11 protein-coding genes are annotated in these 13,639 nt (G+C 68.8%); 4 read left to right on the top strand and 7 right to left on the bottom strand.

Annotation, left to right across the window (positions count from 1 at the left end; genetic code table 11):
* Nucleotides 1-5: 5 nt before the first annotated feature.
* From AMYBE_RS43440 to AMYBE_RS0121630, 7 genes are all read right to left on the bottom strand, one after another.
* On the bottom strand, nucleotides 6-902 hold the full coding sequence (locus tag AMYBE_RS43440) for a GNAT family N-acetyltransferase (RefSeq protein WP_020661474.1): 897 nt from the start codon (nucleotides 900-902) through the stop codon (nucleotides 6-8).
* A complete protein-coding gene (locus AMYBE_RS0121605; protein ID WP_020661475.1) occupies nucleotides 899-2,077 on the bottom strand; it encodes an aromatic ring-hydroxylating oxygenase subunit alpha in 1,179 nt (392 codons plus the stop codon). Before AMYBE_RS0121605 ends, AMYBE_RS43440 begins: the two co-directional genes overlap by 4 nt.
* A 79-nt stretch (nucleotides 2,078-2,156) precedes the next feature.
* Nucleotides 2,157-3,374: an NAD(P)/FAD-dependent oxidoreductase gene (locus AMYBE_RS0121610; RefSeq protein ID WP_020661476.1), complete on the bottom strand. Its 1,218-nt coding sequence runs from the start codon at nucleotides 3,372-3,374 to the stop codon at nucleotides 2,157-2,159.
* A 1-nt stretch (nucleotide 3,375) separates the two neighbouring features.
* Entirely contained in the window at nucleotides 3,376-4,158 is a 783-nt protein-coding gene (locus tag AMYBE_RS0121615; RefSeq protein WP_027927872.1) for an enoyl-CoA hydratase-related protein, read from the bottom strand.
* Nucleotides 4,159-4,180: 22 nt separating this feature from the next.
* Nucleotides 4,181-5,698: a class I adenylate-forming enzyme family protein gene (locus AMYBE_RS0121620; protein WP_020661478.1), complete on the bottom strand. Its 1,518-nt coding sequence runs from the start codon at nucleotides 5,696-5,698 to the stop codon at nucleotides 4,181-4,183.
* Nucleotides 5,699-5,711: 13 nt separating this feature from the next.
* The gene (locus tag AMYBE_RS0121625) at nucleotides 5,712-6,698 is read right to left on the bottom strand and encodes a PDR/VanB family oxidoreductase (protein ID WP_245573235.1); all 987 of its coding nucleotides are present in this window, start codon (nucleotides 6,696-6,698) and stop codon (nucleotides 5,712-5,714) included.
* Between the two features lie 121 nt (nucleotides 6,699-6,819).
* The gene (locus AMYBE_RS0121630; protein ID WP_020661480.1) at nucleotides 6,820-7,701 is read right to left on the bottom strand and encodes an enoyl-CoA hydratase-related protein; all 882 of its coding nucleotides are present in this window, start codon (nucleotides 7,699-7,701) and stop codon (nucleotides 6,820-6,822) included.
* Nucleotides 7,702-7,772: 71 nt separating this feature from the next.
* On the opposite strand from AMYBE_RS0121630, the gene AMYBE_RS0121635 reads away from it, so the two are divergent.
* The 4 genes from AMYBE_RS0121635 to AMYBE_RS0121655 all read left to right on the top strand — a co-directional run bounded on the left by AMYBE_RS0121635 (nucleotide 7,773) and on the right by AMYBE_RS0121655 (nucleotide 13,611).
* Nucleotides 7,773-10,058 (top strand): CaiB/BaiF CoA-transferase family protein, encoded by a 2,286-nt coding sequence (locus AMYBE_RS0121635; RefSeq protein ID WP_020661481.1) that lies wholly within the window; start codon nucleotides 7,773-7,775, stop codon nucleotides 10,056-10,058.
* 877 nt (nucleotides 10,059-10,935) lie between these two features.
* Nucleotides 10,936-11,073: a helix-turn-helix domain-containing protein gene (locus AMYBE_RS46905; protein WP_425386956.1), complete on the top strand. Its 138-nt coding sequence runs from the start codon at nucleotides 10,936-10,938 to the stop codon at nucleotides 11,071-11,073.
* On the top strand, nucleotides 11,070-11,660 hold the full coding sequence (locus tag AMYBE_RS0121645) for a hypothetical protein (RefSeq protein WP_027927874.1): 591 nt from the start codon (nucleotides 11,070-11,072) through the stop codon (nucleotides 11,658-11,660). Before AMYBE_RS46905 ends, AMYBE_RS0121645 begins: the two co-directional genes overlap by 4 nt.
* Nucleotides 11,661-12,249: 589 nt before the next feature.
* Complete coding sequence (locus AMYBE_RS0121655; protein WP_020661483.1) at nucleotides 12,250-13,611, top strand: FAD-binding oxidoreductase; 1,362 nt, start codon at nucleotides 12,250-12,252, stop codon at nucleotides 13,609-13,611.
* Nucleotides 13,612-13,639 lie beyond the last annotated feature (28 nt).

Here is a 13,639-nt window from a genome sequence, read left to right on the forward strand (position 1 = left end):
GTGGTTCAGTTGTCGGTGAGCGGGCGGACGTAGCAGAAGTCCGAGTGGTCATGCTCGAAAGCCAGCTCGCGTGAAGCGCTGACGAAGTCCGCCCGCAGGGCATCGACGTACAGCACCGCCCGGCGTGCGCCTGCCTCCTGCACGTCGAGCAATGCCTGGCTCAGCAGACCCTGCAGAAGCTCACGGCCGGCATCCGGGGTCTCCACGGCCACGCAGGCCGGGTGGCCTGCCGGGTCTTCGGCGTCGACGCCGACCAGCAGACTGCCGTTTCCGTCCACATCGGACAGCCGAGTCATCGCGTGCCCGAACGGCGCCCGCTCGTCCGGAGCCATCGCCGTCCGGTGCCCGGCAACCACTTCCGGCGGCGGTTCCGCAGCCGGTGATCGCCGCACGTCAGCCGAAGGCCCGCGGTACGGGCGGGAGCCGCCGAGGAGCCGCAGCGTTTTGAAGACGCCGTGTTCGACGATCGCCCCGAACCGGCGGGCCGTCCGTTCGGCTGCCGGGTGATTGCCGTGCGCCCACACGTGCAAGCGGCGCAGGCCCGGCACCCGTGCCCAGCCGTCCGGCCGCTCGTCGAGCAGCTCGGCGAGCAGGGTGGCGACCCCGTGCGACCGGAATTCCGGGCGCACGACGAACTGGACGTCGCCGTCCCCGTCGGACAGCTCCAGCCGAAGGTAGGCCACGATGTCCGCCTCGGGCAGCCGGTCGAGTTCGGCGTTCCCGCGTTCTCCCTTGGGCGCTATCGTGACCACGATGTGGCGGGTCGCGCCCGTGCTTCGCTTCGCCGGCAGCGCTGTGGGGAATCCCGCTTCGGCGTCGAAAGCAGCCGCCGCGGTCAGCAGTTCGTCGACCTGGCGGGTTTCCTCGTCGTCGAGCGACTCCCGCCACCGGTAGCCGATCACGCGTCCGCCGTTTCCGCCAGCAGCCGCTTGAGCAGTCGCCGAAAAACCTGGTTGGCGACCTCGTTGCGGCCCAGCAGCATCGAGCCGGCGTCACGGCTGGCCATCCCGGCCTGCGAATCGCGCAGCACCGGGAAATCCTCCGCGTGCAGCACCGAAAGCAGGATCTGCCAGTTCTTCTCCCAGAGCTGTTCCCACCGCTCCGGCGGGAGACCCGCTTCCTCGGGCGAGGGCACGATCAGCCGCATCTCCATGACCGAATGCGTCGGCGACTCCGGGTGCGGACGGAAGGTCAGCAGCTGGAAGTGGTCCGGTTGCTTGAGCAGCGTGCTGTTCGGGCCGAGGAAGTGCGTCTCGGTGACGTCTTCGACGAGGCTGCGGTCGCCGGGGTCCTCCTCGAGCCAGCGGTCGATGCTCTTGCGCGGAGCGATGAACCTGCAGTGCCGGCCGAAATCCTCGAACACCATCACGTTGGTGTGGATGTACTTCGCGGCTGTGTTCGGATGGGCGTACTGAACGTGGTAGCCGTCGAGGAAGGCGTCCTGCATGATTTTCCAGTTGGTCGGCTCCTCGAAGCCTTCCTGCCGGACGCAGGCGAGCCGGTCCAGTCGGTAGCCCGCGAGGATGGCGTCCATCTCGGGCCCGAGCCAGCCCGCGACGTCGATCTCCGCGCCCGCCCGGTCGATCACCCAGACGAACCCGTGGCGCTCCTCGCACGGCAGCTCGACCAGCCCGGCTTCGGCGCGGTCGAGCTCGCCGAAGGTGTTGTCCCGGGTGACCGTGCGCAGCTTGCCGTCGATGTCGTAGGACCAGCGGTGATACGGGCAGGAGAACAGCCGGCGGCGTCCGCTTGCCTCGCATTCCAGCAGCGCGCCGCGGTGCCGGCACAGGTTGACCAGAGCCTTCACCCCGCCGTCGCGCTGACGCGCGATGATCACGTTGTTGCGCGGCATCCGCACCGTCTTGAAGTCGAACGCGTTCGGGATCTCCGACCCGTGCGCAACGATCGTCGGGACCCGGCCGAACACGAGATCGCGCTCGCGCGCGGCGAGTTCCGGATCTGTGAACTCGCTCGCCTCGAAGGGCTCCACCTTGTCGAACTGATCGGTCGTGTCGTTCTTCAGGTGCTGCAGCGCCTGCCTGATCCGCGCTTCGCGGTCGGTCCCCGTTTCGTCCACCGTGACCACCTCACTAAATCTAACGACATAAGATAAACGGAAGCATGGATGTCCGCAACCGAGAACGGAGTTCCGGTTCTCAGGTGCCGATCAGCCCGGCGCCCGGCTGGGCCGGCTTGCCGAGCATCGCCTGCCAGGAGGTGCGTTTCCGCACCGCGGCGCGCAGCTTCATCAGCGGCCCGGTGCGGTCGAAAGCGAACGCGCCGGCCAGGTCGCCGTCGTAGCGGTACTGCGCGAGGAACGGGTCGCTCGCTCCCCCGGCGTCGCCGAGCAGCTCGACCTCGTCGGCCGGTTCGCCGAGCAGCTGGAGCTTGTGCCCATACCACTCAGACCAGAAATACGGCACGATCCCGCACGGGCTCCGGTCGTCGGTCAGCGCGTTGCGCACCACCGCCACGGCCTGTTCGCCGGTGGACGTCCAGTGCTCCAGCCGGCTCGACCGGCCGTTCCACTGGTTGACCCAGCGCGCGACGTCCCCGACCGCGTATACGCCGGGCACGGTGCTTTCCAGATAGGGAGAGCACGCGACGCCGTCGCTGACCGCGACACCCGAGCCGCGCAGCCACCCGGTCGTCGGATCCACCCCGATCCCCACCACGACGAGATCGGCCGGGACGACGCTGCCGTCATTGAGCCGGACCTTCTCGACCGCGCCGTTCCCGGTGATCTCCCGGACCTTGGTGCGAGTCCGGAGGTCGACGCCGTACTGGCGGTGCAGGTAAGCCAGTCGTTCGGCCACCAGCGGGCCGACCGCGTTCGCCAGCGGCAGCGGGAGTGCTTCCACCACCGTGACGTCCGCGCCGCGGGCCCGCGCACTGGACGCGATCTCGCAGCCGACGAAACCGGCCCCGACGACCACGACGCGCGCGCCGGGTTCGAGCGCCGCCCGGACGGTCCGCGCCTGCTCGACGGACCGCAGAGTGGTGACCCCGGGCAGGTCTCCGCCCGGCACCTCGAGCGGCCGCGGCTGCCCGCCGGTCGCGATCACCAGCGCGTCGTAGCCGACTTCGCCGCGCTCGGTGCGAACCAGCCGGTTGCGCGTGTCCAGCGACAGCGCGGCCGTCCCGGTCATCAGCGTGACGGCGAGCGCCTCCGGGTCCGGCAGGTGCGCGACCAGCTCCGGCTCCGTTTCCGCCGTCAGGAACTCCTTGGTGAGCGGCGGGCGGTCGTAGGGCACGTGGTGTTCCCGGCCGATCACGACGATCGACCCGGCGAATCCGATCCGGCGCGCTTCTTCGACGACCCGCGCCGCACCCAGCGACCCGCCTACGACGACCAGTCGGTCGATCCCGCCCACGTCAGCGCCCCGTCCACTGCGGAGCGCGTTTCTCGGCGAAGGCCCGGGTGCCTTCGGCGAAGTCCGCGGACCGCAGCACCCGGCCCATCGCGCGGTCGTTGACCTCCCACGGGGCCTCGTCCCAGTCGGAACCGAGCGCGGCGGTCCGGTGCATCGTCTTTTTCGTCTCCCGCACCGACAGCGGCGCGTTCGCCGCGATCCGCTCGGCGAGCTCGACCGCGGTCTCGAGCGCCTTCCCCGACGGCGCGGCGCGGTTGGCCAGCCCCCAGCGGACGGCGGTCTCGGCATCGACCGGGTCGCCGGTGAGCGCGAGTTCCATCGCGAGTTTCAGCGGGATCTGCCGTTGCGTGCGGATCACCCCGCCGGCCGCGGCGAGCAGGCCGCGTTTCACTTCTGGCAAACCGAGCGCGGCGCCCTCGTCGAGCACCGCGAGATCGGAGGCGAGGACGATCTCGGTCCCGCCGCCGAGCGCGAACCCGTTGACCGCGGCGATCGTCGGGACGGACACAAAGTGCCTCGTGTAGCCCGCGAATCCCCACTCGGGATGCCCTGGGGCCGAGATGTCCTCGCGGCGGGCCAGCGCTTTGAGGTCCGCTCCGGCGCAGAACGCCGCACCGGTGCCCGTGATCACGAGTGCACGGACGCTGTCGTCCGCGTCGGCCTCGGCGAGGGCCTCGCCGATCCCGCCGGCGACTGCGGCGTTCACCGCGTTCATCGCCTCCGGACGGCGGATGGTCACCACCCCGACGTGACCATGCCGTTCCAATGTCACCGTTGCCGGCATTTTTCGGCTCCCTGTGCGATCGTCAGCGGACTTTGGCGTACTGCTCGGTCAGGCCCGCATACTGCTCCCGAACCGCGGTCCGGCTGATCTTCCCGCTGGGCAGTCGCGGCAGCGGTTCCTCGCGCAGCACCACGTAGCGCGGCACTTTGAAGTCTGCGAGCACTTCCGAGCACGCGGCGACAACGTCCGCTTCGGACACGCCGGGCGCTGCGTGGGCGATCACCGCGGGTGTCTCCCCGAACTTCGGATCAGGCACCGCGATGACAACGGACTCCGCGATTCCGTCGATCGCGTCGACGACTTGCTCCAGTTCGACCGGCGAGACGTTGATGCCGCCGGTGATGATGAGGTCTTTGAGGCGGTCGACGAACCGGATCCGGCCGTCTTCATCGGTCACGCCGAGATCGCCGCTGTGCAGCCAGCCGTCGCGGAAGACCTCGGCGTTGACCTCGGGCGAGTCCCAGTAGCCCGGGGTGACGCCCGGACCGCGGATGACCAGTTCGCCGGGCTGCCCGGCCGGCGCCGGGGTCCCGTCGTCGGCCACCACCATGACCTCGGTGAAGATGTGCCCGCGGCCGCAGGTGTCCGGGTGCTCGCGGAACTCGTGCACCGGCGTCGAAGTCGCGATCCCGCCAGCCTCGGTCATGCCGTAGATCTGGCGCAGCGCGACGTTCTTCGCGGCCCACGCCTGCAGGAGCGCGACGGGCACCGCTGCCCCGCCGACCACTGCACTGCGCAGCGACTCGAGGTCGGCCCCGGCGAACTCCGGAGCGGACGCGAGCGCCTGGTACACGAGCGGAACGCCGAAGATCGCTTCGATGCGGTGTTGCTCGATCAACCGGACCGCGCGGGAGGGGGACAGTTCTTTTTCGATCACGAGTTTGCCGCCGAGCACAGTGGTCATGAGCAGACCCCAGACCAGTCCGGGCGTGAAGGCGAGCGGCAGCACCAGCAGGGTGCTGGACCCACGGTGGAAACCCGCTTCGACCAGGGTCGCCTCGAACACGATGCTGAGCAGGGTGCGGTTGGTGAGCACCACGCCCTTGGAACGCCCGGTCGAGCCGCTGGTGAAGATGATCGCGATCGGCTCGTCTTCGGCGCGGTCGACGCGAAATGACGTTTCGGGGCCGGCCCGCAGGACGTCGACGGCGCTGAACGGCACCACCGTCACGGGGCCGCCGCGCGTACTAGCCTCGTCGACCACCCCCTTCAGCGCATCGTCGGCGATGACGACATCCGCCCCTGCGTCGGCCAGCACCTTGCGCAGCTCCGCGGCTTTGAACCGGCTGTTGAGCGGCACCAGGACGGCACCGGCCTTGACCACGCCGAGCGCTGCCACCGGCCAGGGGACGCTGTTCGGGGCGAACAGCCCGACGCGGTCGCCTTCGCGGACCCCTTCGGCGCGCAGGTGCTGCGCGATCCGGCTGGACCACGCTTCCGCCGTCGCGTAGTCCAACGTCTCTTCTTCGAAGACGAACGCGGCGGCTTCGGGCGTATTCGCGGCCCACCACGCCAGGGCGGCACCGACGGTGGCGCTCATAGGCTGTATCTCCTTACAGGTCCAGGACCAGCGGGCCGCGCACGCATCGGCCGACGCAGATCATCATGCAGTCGTTTCCGGCCTGTTCTTCGGCCGTGAGCACGGAATCGCGATGCTCGGGAACCCCGTCGAGAACACCCGTCTCACAGGTTCCGCAGGTCCCTTCTCGACAGGAAAAATCAACGGAGACACCGACCTCGCCGAGCGCGTCGATGATGCTCTGTCCCTCGTGGACGGTCACTCGCTGCCCGGTCGAGGCAACCTCCACCTCGAAGGCCGTGCCGGAGGTGTCGACCGGCTCCTTCGGGGAGAAGCGTTCGACGTGCAGCGATTCGCCCGGTCGCTCGGACATCGCGCGTTCGACCGCGGCCAGGAGGCCCTCAGGTCCGCAACAGTAGACGCGGCGGCCAGGAGCGGGCTCGCCGAGCAGCTCGCCGAGGTCGAGTATCCCGGTCTCGTCCTGAGGCAGGATCGTGACGCGGTCGCGGTAGGTCGCCAGTTCCGGCAGGAACGCCATAGTGGACAGGCTGCGCCCGCCGTAGGAAAGCCGCCAGTCGGCACCCGCCATCTCGGCGGCACGGATCATCGGCAGGATCGGCGTGATGCCGATCCCCCCGGCGATGAACTGGTACGACTCAGCCGGTTCGAGCTCGAATCGATTGCGCGGACCGCGCACCTTCAGTTCGTCGCCTGCTTCGAGCTTGTCGTGAATCCAGGCAGAGCCGCCGCGGCCGTCTTCGACCCGCAGGACCGCGACGTCCCAGCGGTCGGCGTTCGCCGGATCGCCGCACAGGCTGTACTGCCGGACGAGGCCGCCTTCGGGTTCGAGGTCCACGTGCGCGCCGGGGCGCCATGCCGGAAGCACCGCCTGATCCGGCGACGCCAGGACGAGTCCGACGACGCCGTCAGCCAGCGGGCGCCGGTCGACGACGGTCATCCGCAGCGTCGTTTCGCGGTCCATCGCCCACCTCCAGCTCCATTGCCGTTCGTCGGTACTCATCCAACTTTAACTAATCACGTTAGTTTTGTGAACCCCTTGCCCGCACCTCGGACGGTCGAACTCCCGACGGTTCGGCCGACGCGGACGCGTCAAGCACCCCCGGGGCCGCCCCGCGCCGCAATCACCGCACACGGATGTCCGGCCACCGCGGACCGTAGTCCGGATAGTCGCGCGGCACGCGCAACGGAAAGTCCGGCGATCTCTTGTCCAGAAAAGCTCGCACGCCCTCGGCGACGTCGGCCTGCGCCGGCAGGTGGTGCACTCCGCGCGATTCGACGGCGTGCGCGTCCCACGGCGAAGCCGCGCCGAGCATGCTCCACAACAGCTGCCGCGACAGGGAAACGGCCACCGTGGACGTGTTGGCCACGATTTCGCGAGCAATGCCGTAGGCAGCATCGAGCAACTGGCCGTCTGGCACGACCCGGCTCGCCAGACCGGACGCGACAAGCTCGGCGGCGTCGAGCAATCGACCGGTGAGCACCCACTCGCTCGCTCGAGCCATGCCGACCAGTCGCGGCAGAAACCAGCTCGACGCCGACTCGGTGAGCATGCCGCGGCGCGGGAATACGAATCCGAGGCGCGAGGACTCGCCGACCACCCGAATGTCGGCCGGCAGCACCATGGAAGCCCCGCCGCCCACCGCCGCGCCGTTCACCGCGACGATCAGCGGCTTCAGCATCCCGGCCAGTCGGAGCGTGACCACCCCGCCGGCGTCGCGCGGCACTCCCCCGATTTCGCCGAAGCGCTCCGCGAACGCGGTGAACTGCGGGCTCGGCTCGCGGTCGCCGTGATGGAAACCCTCATCGAGATCGGCGCCGACACAGAAGTTGCGGCCAGCGCCAGTGAGCACCACGGCGGCGACCTCGTCGTCGGCCTCCGCCCGGTCGATCGCGTCGACTAGTTGCTCGCACAAGTCCAGCGTCATCGCGTTGCCACGGTCCGGGCGGTCGAGCAGGACCGTCGCGACCCGGCTGTCGACCCGGTAAGTGATCACAGTGGACATCGAACCTCCAGGGATTGGCAAATAAACCGAACGACGTTAGATTAACAGCAGCCGATCGAGGAGGATCCGCGATGACTGCGGGGAAGCTGCCGCTGCACGACGTGCGCGTCGTCGATCTCGGCGACGCCGTCGGGGAAGCGGCCGCCCGGCTGCTGGCCGACTTGGGCGCCGACACCGTGAAGGTCGAGCCGCCGGGCGGATCCCCGTTGCGGCACCAGACCCCCGCAGTCGGCGGTGTATCGATTCCTTTTGCTGTCCGTAATGCGAACAAGCGTGCAATCGCCGCGGATCTGGACGTCCCGGACGACCGTTCCCGCGTCCGGCAGCTGCTCGCCGGCGCGGACATCGCGTTCGTGACGCCTCGCGCACTGGATCAGCTCGGCATCGACGGGCTCGACCACCTAACCGTCGTAATCAGCTCGCCCTTCGGCCGCACCGGTCCGCGCAGCGGGTGGCAGGCGACCGCACGAACCTTGCTGGCGCTCAACGGTTCCCTGTCGCGATCGGGACGCCCAGGCGGAGAACCCCTGCTCCCGCCCGAAAGCATCGCCGAGGCAACCGCCGCCGCCCAAGCGGCGTGGACCGCACTCGTCGGCCACGTCCTGCGCCGCCGAACCGGCCGTGGGCAAGTCATCGATCTTTCCCACCAAGAGGCCCTGGTCACCGGCCTCGACCCCGCGTTCGGCGCCCAGGGTTCCGCCGCGGCCGGCCGGTCCGGCAAAGTCCGTCGCGGCCGCCCGCCGGCGGACGTCTACCCGGTGTACCGCTGCGCCGACGGCTTCGTCCGGCTGTGCCTGCTCAGCGAACGCCAATGGCGCGGCATGTTCTCCTGGCTCGGGGAGCCCGAGGAGTTCGCCGACCCCTCCTACCGCTCCATCGCGGGACGCGTGGCTGCGGCCGACCGCCTGGAACCGTTGATCAGTGCATTGTTCGCTCCTCGGGTCGCGGCAGACCTGGTCGAGGACGCGGCCCGCCGGGGAGTGCCGCTCGCGCAGGTGCTCACGCTCGGCGACGCGGTGGCGAGCGACCACTTTATTGCGTGCGGAACGGTGGCCAACCGGGAAATTGCGCCCGGCCTCGAACTGGCACTGCCCGTCGGGTTCGCCGACGTCGACGGCCGTCGGCTCGGAATCCGGTCGCCGAGTCCAGCTGTTCCCTCCACAGAGGACAGCCGGTGGCGGCCACGGGAACCGCTGCCTGGCTTCGGTTCCGGTGCGGCCCCGTTCTCCGGCATTCGCGTCCTCGACCTGGGCGTGATCGTGTTCGGCGCGGAAGCCGGCCGGGCTTTCGCCGACCTGGGCGCGGACGTGATCAAGATCGAAAACACCGCGTTCCCGGACGGGCTCCGCCAGACCCGCCGTGGCGAGGCGATGAACGCGTCGTTCGCGTGGGGCAATCGCGGCAAACGCAGCCTCGGACTGGACCTCCGCAGCGCCGAAGGCCGTCGGCTGTTCGAAGACCTGGCCAGCCGCAGCGACGTGGTGCTGGCGAACTTCAAGCCGGGCACCTTAGATTCGCTCGGCATCGGCTACGACCGGCTGTCGGCGGTCAACCCCAGGATCGTCGTGCTGGAAAGCTCCGCGTTCAGCCGGAACGGACCGTGGGCGAACCGCCTCGGGTACGGCCCGTTGGTCCGCGCCGCGTGCGGAGTCACGAGCCTGTGGAAGTACGCACCGGAAGACGTTGAGTCATGGGACGGCGTCACCGTGTTCCCCGACCACGTAGCGGCGAAGCTGGGTGCGCTGACGGTGGCAGCAGCACTGCTGGCCCGAGAGCGAACCGGTCGCGGCGCACATCTGGAGATCGCCCAGTCCGACGTGGTCCTTCACCAGTTCGCCGCACTGGCCGCCTTGGCGGGCCTGCGATCAGGCTCGGCCGCCGCGGGCAACGCGGACACGGTGTTCGCCTGCGCGGGCGACGACGAGTGGTGCGTGATCGACACCCGAGCTGCCGAGGCACTCCGCGAAGTCTGCGGAGCACCCCCGGACGGCGACCTGGCCGAGTACGTCGCCAAGTGGACCGCCGGCCGCGCGCCAGCCGAGGCCGCAGAAATACTGCAGGAGCAGGGAATCGCGGCAGCACCGATGGTTCGGCAACCCGAACTGCTCGACGACCCGCAACTGCGCGCCCGCAACACCTTCACGACCATGCGGCACCCGCTCCTCGACGGCGCCCTGCCGATGGAAAACGTCGCAGCCCCCTTCGAGCGCCTGACCGTACCTCCGTCCAGACCAGCCCCGCTCAGCGGTGAGAACACGGTAGAAATCTGCGAAGACGTACTCGGGTTGCCGCCTGAAGAAACACGTGCCCTCCTCAGCCGGCAGGTGGTCCACCGATCGGTCGCCGACAGCGCGTAGCGCACTGGCACAGCGCTGTCCGAAGGGGGCTATCGGCTTCGCGACCGAGGAATCCGAAGAGACGAGCGACACCTCGGTATGAGCACGTCAAGCATTTCGCGACCACGCGGAATACGTCGCTGCCAGTTCAGTGCCGGGCGCTAAAAGCACGGTTTCAGCTAGCGGGCGGGTGCTCCGTGCGACGCCGGCCTTGACTTCCGATAGGTGCGACGTCTCGTCTCAGGTTGTGGGTGGTGCGGCTCGGGGGCTGCGTCGCCCCGTACTCCAGGATACGCCCCAGTCCGTTCCGATGATGTCTCAACTTGAGACACCATCGGCATCGCGCTGTCCGTACCCTGAGCTTCAGGACACCCGATGTGTTCCTTCCGCCGTGTGTTGCGGGTGCAGGAGGGGGATCTGGCGTTGGACGAGCTCCCCCAATCGAACAGTTCGGCGGCCGCGGTGGTCGCCGACGACGAAAACCTGGCGCAGATCCGGATCCGCACCGCCGCGGCATTCGAGACCAAGCAGGTGCCCAAGCCGATTCTTTCGGACTGGTGCCGTTCGCACGATTTCCAGGTGCCTGCCGACCGCATCGAGCCGCCCTACCTCGACGACCCGGATCTCGAGATCCCCTTGGTCCGCGGTGCCGAACCCGCCCTGGCCCGGCTCGGCGACCAGCTGATCAGCATCATCGCGACAGGTCCCTCCGGGATCGTGCTGAGTCGGCGCACCGGGAACCGGGACCTGCACCTGGAAGGGGCGGAACTGCTTCCTGGGTTCAGCTACGGCGAGCAGTTCTTCGGCGCGGTCAGCTCACCTGTGCGAACTGCCGCCGGAGTTCCACACCGTCACGCGCAAGCACCTCAATCGCATCGAGGCGACCGAATGCGACGCGATCTTCCGCGGCCTCGAAGAAGCGGCCGGCAACAAAGTCGACGCAGCCCGCTTGCTTGGCGTCTCGCGCGCAACGATGTACCGCAAGATCCACGAGTACGGCATTGTCACCCCGCTCGCTAGAGAGGTCCCACCATGACGAACACCTCGGCCCCGCCCGCTGCTATCCGGCAGCTCACCACGCCGGATGCGCAGGCGTTGACCGGCCTAGTGTCGGCCTTCGACGACCTGCAGACTGTGCTGAGCTGTTGCGAGCGACTGGTCGCGGCACTAGCCCCCGAAGGCGAACGGGATGATCTGACGGTGGAATCGCTCTGGACGACCGCGTTGCTGTCCTATGCGCGGTGCTTCGCCAGCGGCCAGCTCAGCGAGGAGGACGTCACCTCGATCAAGCTGCGCGGCGAAGTCCTGGCGTGGCACAAGGTCTTGCGGCAGCTCCGCAAGCACTACGCCGACCCCGTCCACAACCCGCGGGAACAGGTCGCGGTCGGTGCCGCGCAGGACTCCCAGGGACACGCCGCCGGCATCGCCGTCACCTCCGCCCCGCGCGCCTCGTTGGACGACGCCACTGTCCGCCAGACGGGCGCGCTGGCCTACGAACTCAGCAGGATCGTGGAACGCCGCATCACCGAGCATCAGGAACGCCTGCGCAGCGCCGCAGGCGCCATGTCCGTTGCGGAGCTGGAGAAACTGCCGCTGATCGAAGTGTCCCCGGAGCAGCTCTGACCGCCAGCTGAAACCGGAACTCTCGGTGGCGCGGTGAAACGCACGCGGGCAAGGATGTGCACGTCGTGCTGGACAACCTCTCGACTCACCCGACGCCGGAGATCATCTCGTCGCCCGGCGGCAGACTCCGCCCGCGACAAGCGATTCGCACCTGCCCGCAGAGAAAACGGGAGCCGGTTCCCGCTGACCGCACGCTCTGCCGCGCAGATGCGCTTTCGGCTGCGATGGGGCATTACTTCCATCGCAGCCGATGCCGTTTACGCTGCGGCGTCCCAGAGGTGCAGGAACGACGCTCCACTCCGAACCCACCAGTACGACCGCGATGATCGGCCACGAGCTGGGCGAGCACGTCGCCCGGAATCCAAGATGCCTTCCGTGATCACGTGCAGGTCCGCGTCGAGCGCGTACCGGGCCACGGTCGCCAGCAGCCCGACGTTCACGCCGCCCGGCACGTCCGCCCCTCTGCTGGCAATGACGCTCCGCGAGCCTGCTCCCCTGCCCCGAGTGTGGCAGTATGCTTAGCGTGGCTATCGATCTTCCTGGTGGGCACCAAAGCGCGACCGGGCCTCCCGAAGCCGCTGACACGCCGGTGTTCGCCGAACACGCGGCCCGGGTCTCGCGGCTTCGGTCACAGCTGGCCAGGATCGCCCCGCACGACCGGGTTCGGCTGGCGAAACGGACGTCGAATCTCTTCCGGTCCCGGGCCGCTACGAAGACGCCGGGGCTGGACGTTTCGGATTTCACCCACGTGCTGCGGGTCGACCCGCTGACCCGGACCGCCGAGGTCGAAGGCATGGTGACTTACGAGCACCTGGTCGACGCGACCCTGCCCTACGGCCTGATGCCGCTCGTCGTGCCGCAGCTGAAGACGATCACCCTCGGCGGCGCGGTCACCGGGCTGGGCATCGAATCCTCGTCGTTCCGCAACGGCATGCCGCACGAGTCGGTGCTGGAGATGGAGCTGCTCACCGGGGACGGCCGGGTCGTCGTGGCCCGGCCGGACAACGAGCACCGCGAACTCTTCCACGGCTTCCCCAACTCCTACGGCACCCTCGGCTACGCGCTCCGGCTGCGGATCCAGCTGGAACCGGTCAAACCGTACGTTCGGCTCCGGCACCTCCGGTACCGAGACGCACGCGCGTATTTCGCCGGCCTCGCCGCCGTCTGCGAAACCCGAACCCACGACGGGGAGCTGGTGGACTTCGTCGACGGCACGGTGTTCGGCCCGGACGAGCTCTACCTGACCGTGGGCACCTTCACCGACACTGCGCCGGCGACGAGCGACTACACGTGGCTCCAGATTTATTACCAGTCGATCCGGCGCCGGTCGACCGACTACCTCTCCGTTCGCGACTACCTGTGGCGTTGGGACACCGACTGGTTCTGGTGTTCCCGGGCGTTCGGGGTGCAGCACCGGCTGCCGCGGTTGCTGCTCGGCCGTCGGCTGCTGCGTTCGTCGGTCTACTGGAAGATCGTCGCGTTCGAGCGTCGGTTCCAGATCGCCGCCCGGCTGTTGCGGCTGCGGGGCTTGCCGCCCGAAGAGACGATCGTGCAAGACATCGAGGTGCCGCTCGCGCGGGCGGCCGAGTTCCTCGACTTCTTCGAGCGCGAGATCCGGATCAGCCCGGTGTGGGTCTGCCCGATCCGGCCACGGCCCGGCGGAGCGCGCTGGCCGTTGTACGAGCTCGATTCCGGAACGCTCTATGTCAACTTCGGGTTCTGGTCTGCCGTGCCGCTCGCGCCCGGCGAGGATGACAGTGTGCACAACCGCATGATCGAAGCCGAGGTGACGAAGCTCGGCGGGCGCAAGTCGCTGTATTCCGACAGCTTCTACCCGGAAGACGAGTTCTGGCGGCTGTACAACGGCACCGCCTTCCGGAAGCTCAAGGGCGACTACGACCCGGAGGGACGGCTGCTCGACCTGTACGAGAAATGCGTCCGCCGTCGGTGACTGTTCGGCCGCGTGAAGAGAGACGAGC

The organism is Amycolatopsis benzoatilytica AK 16/65 (assembly GCF_000383915.1).
Taxonomy (GTDB): domain Bacteria; phylum Actinomycetota; class Actinomycetes; order Mycobacteriales; family Pseudonocardiaceae; genus Amycolatopsis; species Amycolatopsis benzoatilytica.